13 protein-coding genes are annotated in these 17,074 nt (G+C 70.3%); 5 read left to right on the top strand and 8 right to left on the bottom strand.

The window, feature by feature from the left end; translation table 11 throughout:
- Positions 1-13 precede the first annotated feature (13 nt).
- The 3 genes from ACFZDK_RS23215 to ACFZDK_RS23205 all read right to left on the bottom strand — a co-directional run bounded on the left by ACFZDK_RS23215 (position 14) and on the right by ACFZDK_RS23205 (position 1,212).
- Positions 14-277 carry a hypothetical protein gene (locus ACFZDK_RS23215; protein ID WP_390975160.1) on the bottom strand — a complete coding sequence of 88 codons (264 nt, stop codon included), beginning with the start codon at positions 275-277 and terminating at the stop codon, positions 14-16.
- Positions 274-633: a DUF6247 family protein gene (locus ACFZDK_RS23210; protein WP_390975159.1), complete on the bottom strand. Its 360-nt coding sequence runs from the start codon at positions 631-633 to the stop codon at positions 274-276. The genes ACFZDK_RS23215 and ACFZDK_RS23210 overlap by 4 nt, the downstream gene beginning before the upstream one ends.
- A gap of 294 nt (positions 634-927) precedes the next feature.
- Positions 928-1,212: a hypothetical protein gene (locus tag ACFZDK_RS23205; RefSeq protein ID WP_390975157.1), complete on the bottom strand. Its 285-nt coding sequence runs from the start codon at positions 1,210-1,212 to the stop codon at positions 928-930.
- Positions 1,213-1,465: 253 nt separating this feature from the next.
- On the opposite strand from ACFZDK_RS23205, the gene ACFZDK_RS23200 reads away from it, so the two are divergent.
- From ACFZDK_RS23200 to ACFZDK_RS23180, 5 genes are all read left to right on the top strand, one after another.
- Complete coding sequence (locus ACFZDK_RS23200; RefSeq protein ID WP_390975155.1) at positions 1,466-3,883, top strand: AAA family ATPase; 2,418 nt, start codon at positions 1,466-1,468, stop codon at positions 3,881-3,883.
- Positions 3,880-4,287, top strand: coding sequence for a hypothetical protein (locus ACFZDK_RS23195; RefSeq protein WP_390975153.1), 408 nt, complete (start codon positions 3,880-3,882; stop codon positions 4,285-4,287). Before ACFZDK_RS23200 ends, ACFZDK_RS23195 begins: the two co-directional genes overlap by 4 nt.
- 100 nt (positions 4,288-4,387) lie before the next feature.
- The gene (locus ACFZDK_RS23190; protein WP_390975892.1) at positions 4,388-6,214 is read left to right on the top strand and encodes a DUF4357 domain-containing protein; all 1,827 of its coding nucleotides are present in this window, start codon (positions 4,388-4,390) and stop codon (positions 6,212-6,214) included.
- Positions 6,211-7,422: an McrC family protein gene (locus tag ACFZDK_RS23185; protein WP_390975152.1), complete on the top strand. Its 1,212-nt coding sequence runs from the start codon at positions 6,211-6,213 to the stop codon at positions 7,420-7,422. Before ACFZDK_RS23190 ends, ACFZDK_RS23185 begins: the two co-directional genes overlap by 4 nt.
- A gap of 39 nt (positions 7,423-7,461) precedes the next feature.
- On the top strand, positions 7,462-9,594 hold the full coding sequence (locus tag ACFZDK_RS23180; RefSeq protein ID WP_390975150.1) for a UvrD-helicase domain-containing protein: 2,133 nt from the start codon (positions 7,462-7,464) through the stop codon (positions 9,592-9,594).
- Between the two features lie 26 nt (positions 9,595-9,620).
- Here the strand turns inward: ACFZDK_RS23180 and ACFZDK_RS23175 are convergent, their stop codons facing one another.
- The 5 genes from ACFZDK_RS23175 to ACFZDK_RS23155 form a co-directional block, all read right to left on the bottom strand.
- Positions 9,621-11,282, bottom strand: a complete 1,662-nt coding sequence (locus ACFZDK_RS23175) for an N-6 DNA methylase (protein ID WP_390975148.1) — start codon at positions 11,280-11,282, stop codon at positions 9,621-9,623.
- 224 nt (positions 11,283-11,506) lie between these two features.
- The gene (locus ACFZDK_RS23170; RefSeq protein ID WP_390975147.1) at positions 11,507-12,364 is read right to left on the bottom strand and encodes a hypothetical protein; all 858 of its coding nucleotides are present in this window, start codon (positions 12,362-12,364) and stop codon (positions 11,507-11,509) included.
- 144 nt (positions 12,365-12,508) lie between these two features.
- On the bottom strand, positions 12,509-12,859 hold the full coding sequence (locus tag ACFZDK_RS23165; protein ID WP_390975145.1) for a hypothetical protein: 351 nt from the start codon (positions 12,857-12,859) through the stop codon (positions 12,509-12,511).
- A 302-nt stretch (positions 12,860-13,161) separates the two neighbouring features.
- Positions 13,162-15,006, bottom strand: a complete 1,845-nt coding sequence (locus tag ACFZDK_RS23160) for an MFS transporter (protein ID WP_390975144.1) — start codon at positions 15,004-15,006, stop codon at positions 13,162-13,164.
- A 208-nt stretch (positions 15,007-15,214) separates the two neighbouring features.
- Positions 15,215-17,074, bottom strand: a 1,860-nt coding sequence (locus tag ACFZDK_RS23155) for a serine hydrolase (protein WP_390975142.1), incomplete at its 5' end; no start/stop codon positions are given.

The following is a 17,074-nucleotide window of genomic DNA, read 5'->3' as shown; positions in this document are numbered from 1 at the left end:
CGCCGCGGCGCCGTCACCCGTTCCAGACGATGTTGCAGATGTAGACGCACTCGTGCCGGGGTACGGCGAGGAACTGGATGAAGCCGCGCCCGCCGAAGATCGGGAAGTTTCTCAGCCCGCCGGGTTTGTCTTCGGGTCTGCTCCCTGCCGTCTCGACGTCGCGGCTCAACGCGGCGAGTTCGGTGGCGATGCGTTCCACCTCTGCGACAACGCCGGCGGGGAGCCCGGCGGTCAGGTACTCCTCGCTAGGGTTGTACTCCCACTTCCAGTCGGTCACAGTCCGGCCTCGGCCTCCGCCTCTGCGTGGATCCTCCTTATCTCGGTGATGGCATCCGCCGGATCCTCGACTCCGCCGCTCACCACGTCTTCCAGGTGCCGCAGGCGAGCGGCTCGTGAGGGGTAGCGCTGGATCGCGACGAACACACCCCACGTGTGGACGAAGGTGCGCAGCGGTGCGAGGGACTGGGCCTGCTGAGCGCTGGTGGTCGCGTCGACGAGATCACGGACGAACGCCGGCATACGGCTCGGCGTGAGCTCTTCGACAGCGGCACGCAGGGCGTCGGGGGTCAGGGCGGGCATGGGGATGAGCGGCTCACCGGGCTGCGGCTGCGCGTGCAGTGCGGTCACGGTCATGCTCCCGGTTCGATGGTGGGCGTTGGCTGCGGTCTAGACGGTACTCGCACCGCGCCGGTTCGACGGCCGGATCAACGCACGGGCATGCGCCGATCACTCCTGGTAGCGAGTTACGTCGCACAGAGGGACCGTGCTCCGGGCGGACGGGTCAGGCCGCCGCCGGTTCCCAGCGGCACCACTCGCGCGGTCGCCGTACGGACGCAGCAGCGGTTCCAGTTCACGCGCACGAGTTCGGCGTCAGGGGTCGACAGGGTCAGCGACGCCCGCCGCATACGGACGCTCCAGGTCGCCGGGTCAGGGAAGGCCGACAGGCCGCGGCACCAGGTCACGCAGGACCAGGCTGTCACGGAACGAGGCCGGCCTCGACGCCTTCAGGCTGCAACCCTCGCAGTAGGAGCGCTCGTTGAAGACCACCGGCTCGTCCAGGACGCGCACGGGACTCGCGATCGTCGCCCTGCCGATGACCCGTCCCAGGTCCCGCGTCGGATTCCGGAAACAACCGCGCGTGGCGTAGAGGAAGACCTCGTCGCCCTGCCCCAACGCCTGCGCCGCCTTGGCCCGGCCTGCCGGAAACGTCATTCGCTGCTCGGTGACCACCCAGCTCGGTGCGGCGCGGTCTCCTGTGATCAGTAGGTGCGCGGACAGCGTGCGGTCACCTTGGCGGGCTTGCGTGACCGGCCCGACACCCCCAACGCGTACACAAATTCGAATACGAGCGATTTCGCAAATGCGTTGACAGTGCTAACAGGTCTTCGTCATGCTCGAAGTGCCAACAAGGCGCATTAGTAGTCCGCGTGGCCCCTTCTGCCGCGCCCGACAACGGGAACCGACCATGACCGATCAGCCTTCTGTGTCCCTGCGCGATCTCCTCCTCGACCGCCTGCGCCACTCCGGCCTCGCACCGCAGGTGCAGGAACTGCTGCGCGAGCTGGTCCCGGACGAGCCGGCCAGGAGGAGCGGGGGGCGAGCCGGGCCCGTGCAGCTGCGGTCCATCACCGCGGCCGGCTGGCGCGGCATCGGTCCGCGGACCACCCTCGAACTGCCGCCCGGGCCCGGCCTGATCGTCGTCGCGGGTCCCAACGGCTCCGGCAAGTCGAGCTTCGCCGAAGCCGCCGAGACCGCGTTGACGGGGCGTAACTCCCGGTGGGACGGGCGGCGCGCCACGGACTGGCAGAAGGGCTGGCGCAACCTGCACAGTCCCGATGTCACCCCCGAGGTCCGCGTCGAGCTGGCCGTCGGTGAGCGGGGCGAGGCGGTCACCGTGCGCCGGACCTGGCTCGGGGCCAAGGTCGACGAGGCGCGCACCCAGGTCGAAGGATCGGACGGCTCGGAGCGGAAGCTGGAGGAGGTCGTCGACGCGGATGCGCTGGACCTCGCCCGCCCCTTCCTGCCGTACAGCGAACTCGGTTCGATGATCAACGGCACGCTCGGCGGCCTGCACGACGCGTTCTTCAAGCTCCTCGGGCTCGAACTGCTCGCCGAGTTCGACGGACGGGTCAAGGACACCGCGAGCGAGTGCGAGCAGACGATCAAGCACGCCGACGCACTCACCGCGCAGCTCCTCGACGCTCTGGGCGCGCTCGACGACCCCAGGGCCCGCGAGGCTGCCCTGGCGCTGTCGGGAGCCAAGCGCGACCTAGGCCGGGTACGCGCGCTGTTGGAGAGCCGTACCCCGGCCGCCGAGGCCGAGCTGGCCCGGCTGCGACAGCACGCGAGCCTCACCGGGCCGGATCTGGCGGAGGTCGGCGGAGCTGTCGCCCGGCTGCGTGAGGCCGCCGCCGGTGCCGAGGAGGCCCGGTACGGCAGCGCCGAGGAGGCCCGCCGCCTGGCCCGGCTGCTGGAGGCGGCGGTCGAACACCAGCGGCGCTCGCGGGGCACGGACTGCCCGGTCTGCGGCGCCGAGAACCGGCTGGACCGGGCGTGGGCCGAGCAGGCGCGGGCGGAGGTGGAGCGGCTCCAGACGGAGGCCGTCGGCGCCGAGGCCGCGCGGCAGGAGGTGGCGGTCGCCGTGCGGGCCGTGCACGACCTCGTACAGCCGGTTCCGGTGTGGCTGCGTGGCGAGAACTCCCGGCTCACGGCCGTGTGGCAGGAATGGGCCCAGTGCCGGGACGTCACTCACCCCAGGGAGCTGGCGGACCGCGTCGAGCGTGCCGTGGCGGCCCTGGACGACGCCTGCCGGCAGGTGCGGGAGGAGGCCGCCGGGCGGCTCGCCGAGCACGACGGTGCCTGGCAGCCGTTCGCCGTACAGCTCGCCGACTGGCTCGGCGCGGAGGAGGCGGCCGAGGCCGCGCGCGAGCGGCGCAAGCACGCGCGCAAGGCGCGGACCTGGCTGCGGCCGATCATCGACGAGCTGCGCGACGAGCGGCTGCGTCCGTTCGCCCGTCGGTCCCAGGAGGTGTGGCAGAAGCTGTGCGAGCACAGCAGCGTCACGCTCGGATCCGTCACCCTCGCGGGCACTCCCGGTCGGGGCAAGGTCGAACTCGACGTCTCCGTGGACGACATGTCCGCCCCCGCCTACAGCGTGATGAGCCAGGGCGAACTGCACTCGCTCGCGCTCTCGCTCTTCCTGCCGCGTGCCACGCACGCGGACAGTCCGTTCGGGTTCCTCGTCATCGACGACCCCGTGCAGTCCATGGACCCCGAGAAGGTCGAGGGACTGGCCCGGGTGCTCGACGCGTGCGCCAAGGACAGGCAGGTGGTCGTCTTCACCCACGACACCCGGCTCCAGCAGGCCGTCGCACACCTGGGTATCAAGGCGACCGTCCTGCGCGTGAGCCGCCAGACCGACTCGGTGGTGGACGTGGAAACACTCACCGACCCGGTGGACCAGGCTCTCGCGGAGGCGCGGGCCGTCTCCCTCGACCCCAACCTGCCGCAGGACGTGGCCGATCACGTGCTGCCCGCCATGTGCAGGGTGGCGGTGGAAGCCGCCTGCCTGGAGACCGCTCGGCGCAGGCTCCGCGATGAGCAGGGTCTCGGGCTGCGGGCGGTCGAGGAGCGCGTGGAGCACCTTGAGCGCACCAAGTCGTACGTGTCCCTCGCCCTGCTAGGCGATGAGCAGCAGCACGCCCGTGCGGCCGTCGAGCGGATCTGCCCTGGGGGCTGGACGCTGATCGAGACCTTCAACTCAGGTGCCCACACGCCTCTGCCGACCGTCGACGACCGCAAGGATCTCGTCCGCCGGACCAAGGCGCTCGCGGCGGCGATCCGGAGCAGCGCTGGGGACCAGAGTGCCGGGGGCGTCCGATGAGCGCGTCTCCGGAAACCCTCGTGACCGCCGCCGGCCGTCTCCTGCTGCCCGAGCCCGGCACCGTGACCACCCTGAGCCCCGGCCTGCGCGCCCGTGCCGCCGCGGTCCTGCTCCGCATGGCGCTCGACCAGGCACTGGACGCCTACTGGCAGCGGCTCACTCCGTCGATGACGCGGATCGGCAAGCACCGGATGCTGTGCCTGGAGTGGTATGCGGGCCACGACACCGCCCGCCGGTGCCGTACCACCTGGACGGCGCTCAGTGCGGCATGCCACTACCGCAGGTACGAACTGCCCCCGGCACCGGCGGAGATCCACACCCGGCTGCTGGAGGTCACCTCACTCCTCGCCGCCTTGCGCGGCAGGCCGGGCACGACTTCCGTCACGTCGACGGGAGACGCCTGAGGGGGCGTGCCGCGTCCCGGTACGTACCCCGCTCGGGGCACCCATTGCCAGCGGTGCCCCTTATCTTTCTCACTGAAAGCACTGTGCACGAATGGGGGAAATGGTGACCATGGCCGACGACGGCACGCCGTACCCGGAGTTCCGGCTGAAGCTGCCGAACGGCGGCCCCGAGGCCCGGGGACGGCTGTTGACCGAGAAGGGCACGAACGGGAGCCAGAAGTTCGTCGTCCTGGCCGGGTCGCCGGGGCGCCCGGAGGTCGTGCCCTCGTTCCCGGTGCGCATGCCGTCGTCGTACCGGCTGAGGCAGCGGCTGATCGAGGACGACGTCTTCGTGGAGTCGGAGACCTGGCCCGGCTGGATGGAGCTCGTCGAGGACGTCGAGTGCAACTCGCCGTCGGCCGCCGCCGAGATCCTGGTCGGCCGCAGCGCCAACGGATGGCTGGAGTGGAAGACCGCCGACGGCCATCCGCTCTCCGACTACCTGGACCAGGTGTGGTGGGGACCCAACCGGGCCTGGCTGGTGCGCGGCTCCAATGTCTCCGGCCTCGACCTCGTCCGGCGTCTTTGGCTGCCTGAGGGGCTGGTGACCCTGCGAGTACGTCACCTGCGCCAAGGCGTCGAGCAGGGCATCAGCAAGGACCGGCTGCGCACCGCCGTCGAGGAGGACTACGCCTCCACCGCGACGTACAACCAGAAGGTGCAGCTAGTCGAGGAAATGCACATGTTCCTCTCCCGGATGCGGCCCGGCGACACCATGTGCACCATCTCGGGCGGTCGGCTGTACATCGGCAAGATCACGGGAGACGCCGAGCAGCTCGCTTCCGAGGGCGGCCGGTCGGATCTGCGCCGGCCGGTGGACTGGGCGGACGACGGGCACGCGTACGAGGACCTGCCCGAGGCGCTCCAGCAGAAGCTCTCCGCGCAGCATGACGTCGTCGATCTGACCGCGGTGAAGGATCTCATCGACGGCCTGGGGATAAGCGACGAGGACCTGATCGAGGAGGCCGAAGCCGCCGATCGGGACCCGAGCGTGGAGATCCCCGCACTCACCGCCCGGCGCGAGCTGGAGCTGCCCGAGCCCACGGACGAGTTGGCCGACGAGCTCCTCGTGCACGACACCGCCTGGCTGCGTGAGGTACGTGATCTGCTGTGGGACGAGCGGCAGCTGGTGCTGTACGGCCCGCCCGGAACCGGCAAGACGTACCTCGCCCTGAAACTCGCCGAGTTCCTCGGCGGCGGGCCCGAGCAAGTCAAGCTGGTGCAGTTCCATCCGTCGTACGCGTACGAGGACTTCTTCGAGGGTTTCCGGCCGCAAGAGGACCCGCAGACCCGGGAGGTCGCCTTCCGGCTCACCGCCGGCCCGCTGCGTGAGCTTGCCGATCTGGCCTCCCGCGAGGGCAACCGGCACATCCCGCACTTCCTGATCATCGACGAGATCAACCGCGCCAACCTGGCAAAGGTTTTCGGCGAGTTGTACTTCCTGCTGGAGTACCGCAACAAGTCGGTCCGGCTGACCTACTCCGGCGATGACTTCGCACTGCCGCCCAACCTCTTCGTGATCGGCACCATGAACACCGCCGACCGGTCGATCGCCCTCGTCGACGCGGCGATGCGCCGCCGCTTCGCCTTCGTCGAACTGTCCCCGCGGACCGAGCCGACGAGCGGGCTGCTGCGCCGCTGGCTCATGCGCGAGGGTCGCGCCACCGAGCCGGCCGATCTGCTCGACGCGCTCAACTCCCGTATCGACGACGCCGACTTCCGCATCGGGCCCTCCTACCTGATGAAGAGGGGTGTCTATCGAGAGGGTGGACTGGAGCGGACGTGGCGGACCAAGATTCTGCCGTTGCTCGAGGAGTACCACTACGGGGACGGCGTGGACGTCGCGAAGCGGTACGGGATCGGCGCCTTGCGGGAGTCGTCGGGGTGACCCGGGTCGTCGAACTCATCGAGCACGCACCGGCCTTGCACGTCGCGCTGTCCGACGCCGTCGGACGAGCGCTGGCTGCTGGGGACATCGTGGACGCGGCTCCCGATCCGTACGTCTCGGGGCACTGGTCTCTGCGGGCCGGTAGCAAGGTCGGTGCCGTGGCGGTCGCGACGCCAGGGGGCGACGGGCCGATCACCGTACGCGTCGCTCCCAAGGTTTCCATCGCCCGCCTGTTCTTCCTCCTCGGGTACAGCCTCGACCCACAGGGCGGCTGGCGAGACGGGGAAGTCGATGTCACCGGGCACCGCGATCTGCTGCCCGCCCTCGCCCACGCCGTGGAGCGGCAGATCGACCGGGCCCTGCGGCAGGGGCTCCTGCAGGGATACCGCGCGACCGAGGAGACGTCTCTGGTCGTCCGGGGCCGCATCCGGGAAGCCGAGCAGATACGGCGGCGATTCGGAGCGGCGCTGCCGGTGGAGGTGGAGTACGACGAGTTCACCACCGACATCGCGGAGAACCGCCTGCTGCGCGCTGCTGTCGAGCGTCTCCTGCGGTTGCCCGGCGTACCCCACGATGTGCGTCGCGGACTGCTCCACCAGCGTGCCCGCCTGGCCGATGTCATGGTGATCGTGCGCGGCCAGCCGCTGCCTGCCTGGCAGCCGAGCCGGCTCAACTCGCGCTACCAGCACGCGCTGCATCTCGCCCGTACCGTTCTGGAGAACGCCTCCGTCGAGCACGCGCCCGGCGGGCTGCGCGTCGATGGGTTCCTGTTCGACATGAACAAGCTCTTCGAGGACTTCGTGACGGTGGCACTGCGAGAGGCATGCCGTGGCCTCGGGCACTCGGCGCGGCTGCAGGATCCGCATCACCTCGACGAGGCGGCCGCGATCCGCATGAAGCCCGATTTCGTGCTGTACGGGCCGCATGGCGCCCCGTGCGCCGTGGTGGACGCCAAGTACAAGGCCGAGAAGCGGGACGGTTTTCCGGATGCCGACCTCTATCAGATGCTCGCGTACTGCACCGCCCTTGGCCTGCGCGAAGGCCACCTGGTGTACGCCAAGGGCAACGCCCCGCACGCGGCCCACACGGTGCGGCACGCGGGCATCGTCATCCATCAGCACGCCCTTGACCTCGACCAGGAACCCTCCAGTCTGCTCTCAGACGTGGAGAAGGTGGCCGCCGGGCTGGTGAACACTCCGCTCGTATGATCGACTGCCGAGTGTCCGTTCAGGTGGGGAGGGCGCCTCGTGCCGCAGCTTGCATTCGCCAACAGTTTCTGGGAGAGCTACGACGTCCTGGAGCGGCCCGTCAAAGCCGGCGTACGCAAGGCGATGCAGAAGTTCCAGCAGCTCACCGTGCCCGAACTGCAGGCGGACAAGGGGTTGCACCTGGAGTCCGTGGAGAACGCGCGCGATCCACGCATGCGGACCATCCGCATCAACAACTTCTGGAGAGGCGTCGTCCTCGCCCCGGACGACGGCAGTGACGTCTTCCTGCTCGTCAACGTCGTCCCCCACGACGACGCCTACACCTGGGCTGCGAAGCGGCTGTACACGACGAACTCCGCGACCCGGGCGCTGGAGGTCCGCAACGTCACGGCGATCGAGCAGCTGACCCCGGCCCTGGAGAAGGCCGCCGCGGCCGCCGCCTCGCTGCTCTTCGCGAAGTACTCGGACACGGTGCTGCGCGAACTCGGTATCGACGACCAGGTTCTCCGCGCCGTGCGGACCATCGTGGACAAGGTGCAGTTGCGGGCCTTCGAGACGCTGCTGCCGGAGGACCAGTGCGAGGTGCTGCAGTACCTGGCGGAGGGGTTCAGCCCCGAGGAGGTGTACCGGGACGTGGTCGCCGTCCGGCGGCCCGTCGACGCGGGCCCCGACCCGGACGAGAGCCTGGCCGTCGTCATCGCCAACACCACGAGCCGCATCACCCTGGTCACTGGCCCGGAGGAGCTCGCCGACATCCTGGAGAAGCCGTTCGCGGCGTGGCGCGTGTTCCTGCACCCCTCCCAGCGCCGCGTCGCCTACCGGGTGTCGTACGGCGGCCCGGCTCAGGTCACCGGCGGCCCGGGGACCGGCAAGACGGTCGCGGCACTGCACCGGGTCAAGCACCTGCTCACCCGCTCCCCGGACGCACGCGTGCTGCTCACCACGTTCACCAATGCCCTGGCCGCGTCGTTGCGGGAAAACCTGTCCGTCCTTCTCGACGACGAGTCGCTGCTCGCCCGCGTCGAGGTGACCACGGTCAACGCCTACGCCCACGGCATTGTGACCCGCCTCGACGGACGGGCGCCCTCCCCGATCGGTGACCGGGAGGAGCGGCAGGTGTGGCAGCGGATCGTCAAGAAGCTCGGCCTGCCGTGGGCGGAGCAGTTCCTGGCCCAGGAGTACCGCCACGTCGTCCTCGCCCAGGACCTGCGTACCCTCGACGACTACCGCGCGGCCTCCCGGCGCGGTCGCGGCAGTGCGCTGTCGCTGACCAGGCGGGAGCAGTTGTGGCCCGCCGTCGAACTGTTCGAGTCCATGCAGGGTGACCAGAAGGTCACCACCCACCTCAAGGTGTGCGCCCGTGCGGCCGAGCTCCTGGCCGCTTCCTCACCCACGCACGACCACGTCGTGGTCGACGAGGCACAGGACCTGCACCCGGCCCAGTGGCGCGTCCTGCGTGGCGCGGTGGCGCCCGGCAGCGACGACCTGTTCATCACCGGCGACCCGCACCAGCGGATCTACGACTCGAAGGTCTCACTCGGCTCGCTCGGCATCTCGGTGGCCGGGCGCACGCACCGCCTGCGCATCAACTACCGCAGTACGGAGGAGATCCTCGCCTGGTCGACGGGCATCCTCACTTCGGTGTCGGTCGATGACCTCGGCGGCGAAGGCAGCGACACCCTGGCAGGTTACCGGTCGCTCCTGCACGGCCGAAGTCCACATGTGGATGGGCACGGCTCGGAACAGGCGGAGATCGCAGCGCTCGTCGAGCGCGTCGGGAGCTGGATCGCGCAGGGCATCCGGCCGTCGGAGATCGGCGTGTGTGCCCGCTTCAACGTGCTGCTCGACAAGGCGCACGACAAGTTGACAGCGGCCCGGGTGCCGGTGGTCCGGGTCAGAGACAATCCGGGGCCGGACACGGATGGCGTACGACTGGCAACCATGCACGCCATGAAGGGGCTGGAGTTCCGCTGCGTCGCCGTCATCGGTGCGACGGCGAGCGCGCTTCCCTTCGCCCGCGAAGTGACGCCGGCCTCCGTGGACGCGCTGCAGCACGACTCGGACCTGCTCCGGGAGCGGTGTCTGCTGTTCGTGGCGTGCACACGTGCGCGGGAGGCATTGGCGGTGTCGTGGAGCGGGGTAGCCAGTCCATTCGTTCCGCAGACGACGTGATCGCAGCCCGGCGACATGGCTGGACGTCACTCTTCAGGTGAGAGCGCTCCATTGCCGAGCCCGTCCCTTGCCAGTGCCGCCGCCTGTTTGCTGAGTTCGGCTACCCTCCGCGCCCCTTCCTCGAACTCCTGCAGAGCGCGGAACGCCGCCCCATACCGGCGTTGCTCGGCGATGTCCATCTGCGGGATGCGGGCGCCCTTGCCGTCGAGCCGGTAGGTGCCGCTGGCGCTCGTGGACCGCCGGGTGTTCGCCGTGCTGCGCAGAAAACCCCGGAGGTAGTCGGTGTCGAGCTGATCGCTCACCGAGACCGGCTCCGGATCGCCGTACTCGACCAGTCCGGCACGTGCGAGGTCGGCGACACTGACGGACGGCCCCTCCAGGGCACTGGGGCCGGCGCCCCCCATCAAGGTCGGCAGCAGGTCGGCCAGCAGTCGTACCTGCTCGGCCAGCTCCTGCCGCAGGGCCCGGTACTCGGTCGCGTAGTCGCGATGGGACTCCTCGACGTGACGGCCGGGAGTGAGATCCACGGCGTCGTCGAGGAGTTCGATCAGGGGTACGTCCGCCGTCTGGTCGGGCCCCGGCTCCAGCGGGCCGTCCGGATCGTTCGCCGTGAGGTCGACCATACGTACCTTGGAGACGGCGTCATCCGGGGACTGCGGGCGCCGCAGACTCCAGAGGTGCACGGGGAGGGCGTGCGAGGCAGCACTCCCGGGTGGGAGGGCGATGATGTCCGTGAGGATGCCGCGCCGCACGAGCTCGGCCCGGATACGGCGGCCGGCCTTGCGGTAGGCGACCGAGGCGGGCATGACCATGAGGACGCGGCCGCCGGGTGCGGTGTGCGCGTAGGCGTGCTGCAGCCAGGCGAGTTCACCTTCGGCACGCGAGGGTGTGCCAAGTTCCCACCGGGGGTCGAGGAGCAGGTCCTCGCGCCCCCAGTCGGTGGCTCCGACGGGCGGATCGCAGACGACGAGATCGGCCCTGAGGTCCGGCCAGTGGTCGGCACGCAAGGAATCCCCAGTGGCGATGTCGACGTCGGCGCGGCCCGTGAGATCGGCTCGCAGCTGCGCGAATCGAGCACTGCGGGCGTCGGCCTCCTGACCACATCGCGTCGGTCCGTGCTCGGGTCCGACGGTCAACAGGAGTGTTCCGATACCGCACGCCGGGTCGAAGAGGGTCGCATCAGCAGGCACCTTACCGGCGAAGCGCCGTACCGCTTGGACGATACGAGGCGAGGTGACCTGGTCTGACCCGGCCCGGCGCACGGAGTCGGTGAAGCGTTCGGTAAGCGCGTTCACCACGTCACCGGGTGATCCACTCTCGCCGAGTTGCCGGGCCAGTCGTACGACGTCCGTCGGCAGGGCTTCCGGTGCCTCGCCCTCGGCCCCGGCGAACAGCTGAGCGACATCGGCCATCCCGCCGATCATGTCGTCACCGTAGGCCGCTCGCAGGGCCTGCCACAGCTGCACCTCCACGGAGACGTCCTGGCCCTTGCGCTGTTTGTCCAGCCACGTCTGCACTGCGGCCAGGTCGAACAGCGGACTGTTCGCACCCCCGCCTGCGGGCGGGGGAAAGTCCTCGTACCGCCGCCTCCAGTTGGAGACCGCGGCGCGCGTCACGCCGGCGAGCCTGGCGATCTCGGAGCCGGTGACAAGCGGGCCGCCGACCGGCGGGGCGGGGTGGTCTGCCATGGACGTCACCGTACACGGACCTCGCGACTCCATCAATCAAGAGGAAATGTTGACAACGTACACAGATCTATATTCGCCACCTGGATTTCGTTGAGGGCGAGGGCGGTGCAAACCGTGTCGCCGATCCCGCCCGCGGTTGTGCATCATGTGTGGCGAGGGCGCTTCAGCGCGGTTCGAGTCCGATGCGGGGCGTGTACGCAAGCCTCAGATGGCATCCGATGGGCTCATCGCAGCTCGTCCACATAGCGGTCGGTGCCCGGGACGGTGGGGATGAACGGGGCGACGAACTGCACGTCCCCGAGGCCGGAGGCGGCCACCGCCGTGTCCAGGTCCGCGAAGTGGTCCCGCCAGCTCTCGCGGGGATCGTGCTGGAGGAACCACAGGAGGGTCAGCCGGGTCCCGACCCCCTCGACCTGCTTGACGTAGGTCATCCGGTCCAGGGGCAGCGGGGTCGGCGCGAAGACGGTCACCATGGCCGCAGGGGAGCCCGCCAGCCGCTTCGGGAGATGGTCGTCGCGCAGCCACGCGAGCAGGTCCGTGAGCCTGGCGGGGGAGTTGGCGTCGATGACCTGGACGACGAGCCCGGCGTAGGGATGATCGAGGGCATGGATGTCGCGCGGACCGTGGCCGCCGTCGCGGTAGACGGTCGTCGTGTGGTCCTGGAACGCGGTGAAGACGTGTGTACGGTCCCGGTAGACCCGGCCGTCACGATTCAGCCGTTTGTTGATGCCGACGGTCCAGCGCATGTGGTCGGCGTAGCGGCCGGCGGTCATCCAGTAGACGGAGATGTAGCACCCGGCCGTCACTGGCTGTGCGACGGCGGACTTCTCGGGGTAGCGCAGGAGTTGCAGGTCCCGGGTGGCGACCCAGCGGCGGCCGGCGTACATCCACGGCATGGCCATCGCACCGGCGATGAAGTGGTCGTCTTCGTACCAGCGATTGTACTGGCGCTCGTGGCCCGGGTGCGGCTCGACCATGGTGATCAGGGCATGTCCGAGGTCGGCTCCGTAGGGGCCGACGGAGGCCAGTTCGGCGTACAGGTCGCTACGGGTGTCGTCCATGTGCGTCGCGTCATCTGTCATGGGTTCGGTTTACCTGACTAGACGTCAGATTTGGAGAGGGATTCCGTTCAACTCCGTCCGAAGTTCGGTGAGCGCGCGCACCGAACCGGCAGACGGGATCAACAGCCGCTACGCGAACGAGGTGCGGTGAGGTGAGCCCTCGGATCACCCGGGCCGGCGCGGCCACCCGGCCCACGCGGCGGCGCGGGCCAGCAGGTGGACGGCCGTCATCACCCCGAAAGCGGTCACGTACGGGTGTGCCGCCGGCGTCGAGTCGCTCCGCGCCGACCGGTGGTATTCAGCCGCGCCCGGGACCACGGAGACCTCGACGACCGTGCCGACCGGCGCCGGGTCCGGCAGCCCGTACAGCAGCCTGCCCAGGTCCTGTTCGGTCGCGGCGCCGGCGACCCGGTACCCGAACGGCCCGCCGTCCGTCTCCTCGGAGGTGTCGGAGAGAGCTGTCACCTCGGTGACCACGGCCCGGACCGGCTGCCCTGCCCGTCGTACGCGGCCCACGGGACCAGCCGGGGGCCCGAGAGGAGGAGAGCGGCGGCAGTGGCCTTGGGCGCGCCGGTGAGACGCTCCCTGAGGCGCGACCGTGGGTGGTGGTCGTGCCAGAGCGGTGGCCGGGATCGCCGGCAGTTCCACTTCTGTGGCCACGAACAGGGGCAGCCCGCGCGCCCCCTGCCGACCCGTCCGCCTTCAAGTCCCCTGCGAACAACCGCGCTTGCTCGGCACGTGCTCCTTGCTCGCTCTGTGCGTACGACTGACGCACGGATCCGCCCGCCGGTTGCAGGCCCGCCGCCACCGCCGCCCGGTCACTTGAGTTCGTCGGGGCACGGGGTGCCGCGCGGGAGCTGGTACGGCGCCGCCAGCCGGTAGGTGCCGGCCTTCGGGGCGAGCAGCACCGTCCACTTGTCCCCCTTGGCGTCCTCCGGCGTCTCCGCCAGGCAGCCGTTGACGTTGACGTACGTCTTCGGTCTGCCCTCCGCCCGGTGCTTGGAGGCCTCGGTCTCCTCCGGCGCCTTCAGGCTCTTGCCCTCCGCGTCGACGATGCTCAGCCACGGCGAGTACGGGATCCGGATCAGGATCCGCCCCGCCTTGCGGACCTCGATGGTCAGCTCGCCCTGCTCGGCGCTGTCCACCACGGCGTCGGGCTCGGCGAGCGGCGTCGGGTCGGTCACCCGGAACAGCTGCCAGTTGGCGTCGCCCCAGATCTGCTTCAGGTACGGCATCCCGCGCCGGACCAGCGCCCGCTCGCGTTCCCCGCCGTCGCCGTCGGGGTCGTCCTTGGGCAGCACGACGTAGTGCACGGCCCAGCGCTGCAGCCACTCGTGGTAGTTCGCGGAGTTGAGGGTGTCGTCGTAGAAGAGCGGGTTGCGTTCCATGTCGGCCTGGCGGTTCCAGCCGCGGGCCAGGTTGACGTACGGCGCGAGCGCGGACGCCTCCCGGTGGGAGGCGGCCGGGACCACCTCGACGCGGCCCTTCTCGGCGCCGACCTGCTGGAGCTGGTGGACGAGCGGGGCCAGCTCGCGGGCCCAGGACGCGGTCGGGGTCGTATGGACGACGTCGTCGACCGCCTTGAAGCCGATCCAGCCGGCGGAGCCGAGGAAGGCGAGGACGGTGACGTAGTACTTGCGGGAGCGCGGGACCGTGTACGGGAGGGCGGCGATCAGAGTCGCGCCCGCGAACAGCATCGGCAGCCGCGAGATGTTCGAGCCGATCTGGGAGCTGACCAGCCAGACGAGGACGACCCCGAGGCTGTAGACGGCGGCCGTCAGCCGGACCGTCTTCCACTCCTTGGGGACGAGGAAGAGGCAGAGCAGGCCGTAGGCGAGCGGCAGGCTCATCGAGCCGATGCCCATCGGCTGGGTGCCGGAGAACGGGAACAGCCAGGCGGAGACCGCGACCACGGCCGCGGGCGCCAGCCCGAGCGCCCAGGCGCCCGGCCGCCGCTTCTGCAGGAACAGCGCGACGGCGACCAGCCCGACGAAGAGACCGGCGACCGGCGACGACATGGTGGCGAGCGCCGCCAGCGGGGCCGCGACCAGCGCCTTCGCCCACCGTTTGAAACGCCAGCGGTGCGGCCAGCAGAACACCGCCCCGACCGCGGCCAGCGCGAACACCGAGCCGAGACCGAAGGTGACCCGCCCGGACAGCGCGTTGCAGATCAGCGCGAACACCCCGGCGAGCGCGGCCCACAAGGGGTTCTTCACCGCACGGCTGCGGATCAGGAGCAGGGTCAGCAGCCCGGCCGAGACCGTGCCGGAGATCATCATCGTGGTACGGACGCCCAGCAGCGACATCAGGTACGGCGACACCACGCTGTACGACACCGGGTGCATCCCGCCGTACCAGGCGAGGTTGTACGCCGAGTCCGGGTGCCGGCCGACGAACTCGGCCCAGGCGTCCTGTGCCGCGAGGTCCCCGCCACTGTTCGCGAACGTGAAGAACCAGATGATGTGGAGGATGCCGGCGAGGGCCGTGACCGACAGCACCGGGTGTTCCAGCAGACGCCGCCGCAGGGGTTCGGCGGCGCGCAGCAGCCGACCGCCGTCCTTACGCTCCGTGCCGTCCGCTTCCGCGGGCGGCACGGCTATTCGCGGGCCGGCTTTCGGGCCCGGATCGGCGTTGTCGGCGCGTGTCGGCTCCGCTGTGGCCACCTGAAGGCACTCCCCGTGTCCCGTCTTCTGTTCTCGGCCGTGTTCCACGGTGTTACCGGCCGCTTCCCGTCCAGTTCGCGGCCGTGTCCCGGCGACCGGCGACCTGCCCCGATTCGTGACGCTAGCACGCACCCCGCCGTGCGGCCCCGGGGTGGGCCGCCAATCGGCGGGGTGCGTGACGGAATGCCTGCTATGGGTCCTGTGCGGCTCAGGCGATACGGGTCAGCCTGCTGGTGAAGCCGGGCTCGGTCAGGTCCTTCTGCAGGGCGACCGGCACCTGGACGGCGGAGCCGGAGCCGTCACCCACGGTGAGGGTGCCGACCTTGGTGCCCGCCTTCGCGGTGTGCGGTACCTCGTCGGCGGCGAACGTCAGCTTCACCTTCAGCCCCGACCAGCCGACAGCGGTGACGTCCTTGGTCGCCACGACCGGGGTACGGCCGCCGAGCCCGTCGTCCACGTACCCGACGACGGAGCCCTTCTTGTAGATCGTCGCCGACCGCAGCGCCCCCTGCGCCGCCCGGATCAGCGCGTCGCCGGCGTTGAGGGCGGCCTTGAGGATGCTGTTGCCGTTGCTGGCGTTGGCCGGCTGCCGGATCACCGCGCCGATGACCGTGCGGGTCTCGCCGTTCACGTCCTTCTTCGCGGCGAAGACCAGGTTACCGAGGGCGGAGGTGGTGGTGCCGGTCTTGATGCCGACGACGTTGTTCTGGCCGACCAACTGGTTCCAGTTGCCGTGGTTGACGCCCTTGTAGTCGTCGTACGACATCATCGCGGCGACCTCGCGGAAGGCCGGCTCGCTCGCCATCGCCGCCTTCGCCAGCTTCACCTGGTCCACGGCCGTGGAGACGGTGGAGTCGGTGAGGCCGGAGGGGTCGGTGTACGTCGTGTTGGTCATGCCGAGCTTCTTCGCCGTGGCGTTCATCTTCGCCACGAACGCCTTCTCGCTGCCCGCGTCCCAACGGGCCAGCAGGCGGGCCACGTTGTTGGCCGACGCGATGAGGATGCTCTCCAGGGCCTCACGCTGGGTGATCGAGTCGCCGGCCGTCACGTCGACGGTGGACTCCTGGCCGGCGTTCGCCTGGTCCTGGGCGGTCTGGTCGATCTTGATCTTCGGGCCGGCCGCGCCGCTCTTGAGGGGGTGGTCGCGCAGCACGATGTACGCGGTCATCACCTTGGCGACACTGGCGATCGGCACGGGCTTCTGGTCGCCGGAGGAACCGAACGTGCCGATGCCCTGGACGTCGAGGGCGGCCTGGCCGTCGGCGGGCCAGGGGATGTCCACCTTGCTGCCGTCGAAGGTGTACGTGTCCTTCGCGGTGAGGTCGAGGGTGGGCTGGGGGAGCGGGCGCACGTTCTGTACGACCGCAAAGACGATCAAGAGCAGGATGACCAGGGGGGTCCAGATCTTGACCCGCCGGACGAGGGTCCTGACCGAGGTCTCCGGCGGCGGGGGCGTGTTGGTCAGCTCGGCGAGCAGGTCCAGCGGGGGCTTCGGGGGAAGCGGCTGCTGGGTGGTGCGCTCCGGCCCGACCTGTGGGATGACGGTGGTGCGGGTGGTGGAGGCGGGCTCGGCCCCGGACTCCGGCTGCGGCTTCGCGGGCTTCGCGCCCGGCTGTATGTCCGACTTGAGCGCTACGAACCTGCTGGTGCGCTCGGCGTCGGCCTCGGGTGCCTTCGGCTTGGGCTTGGTGCCGCCGCCCAGCTTGAGCGTGGTCGTGGGCTGGTCGACCTGCGGCGGCCGGGGGGCCTTGAGCATGGTCGTCGGCTGGTCGATGCCCGCCCCGGCTCCGCCTTCGGCGCCCGTGTCCCCACCGGCACCACCCCTGCGGCCATCGTTGTCAGCCGCGGGTGGCCCCTGCGGGTCCTCCGCGCCATCGGCGTCCGCGGGCCCGTCGCCGGGGGCGGCGTCCTCGGGCTCGTCCGCAGGCGCTGACTTGTCGTCGGGGCGGGTGTCCTCGGGCTCGACCGCGTCCGTCGCCGCCTTGCCCTCGGGCTTGGCGTCCTCGGGTTCGGCCGTGGTCGCCGACTTGCCTGCGGGCTTGGCGTCTTCCGGTTCGGCGGTCGCCGC

This window comes from Streptomyces sp. NPDC007901 (assembly GCF_042959465.1).
Lineage (GTDB): Bacteria > Actinomycetota > Actinomycetes > Streptomycetales > Streptomycetaceae > Streptomyces.
Note: the sequence above shows the minus strand (reverse complement) of the source record. Positions and strands in the feature narration are given on the sequence as shown.

Excerpts from the sequence above, each read along its gene's own strand:
- ACFZDK_RS23175 (WP_390975148.1), bottom strand. The coding sequence starts at position 11,282 with ATGGCAGACCACCCCGCCCCGCCGGTCGGCGGCCCGCTTGTCACCGGC.
- ACFZDK_RS23170 (WP_390975147.1), bottom strand. The coding sequence starts at position 12,364 with ATGACAGATGACGCGACGCACATGGACGACACCCGTAGCGACCTGTAC.
- ACFZDK_RS23190 (WP_390975892.1), top strand. The coding sequence starts at position 4,388 with ATGGTGACCATGGCCGACGACGGCACGCCGTACCCGGAGTTCCGGCTG.
- ACFZDK_RS23205 (WP_390975157.1), bottom strand. The coding sequence starts at position 1,212 with ATGACGTTTCCGGCAGGCCGGGCCAAGGCGGCGCAGGCGTTGGGGCAG.
- ACFZDK_RS23210 (WP_390975159.1), bottom strand. The coding sequence starts at position 633 with ATGACCGTGACCGCACTGCACGCGCAGCCGCAGCCCGGTGAGCCGCTC.
- ACFZDK_RS23195 (WP_390975153.1), top strand. The coding sequence starts at position 3,880 with ATGAGCGCGTCTCCGGAAACCCTCGTGACCGCCGCCGGCCGTCTCCTG.
- ACFZDK_RS23200 (WP_390975155.1), top strand. The coding sequence starts at position 1,466 with ATGACCGATCAGCCTTCTGTGTCCCTGCGCGATCTCCTCCTCGACCGC.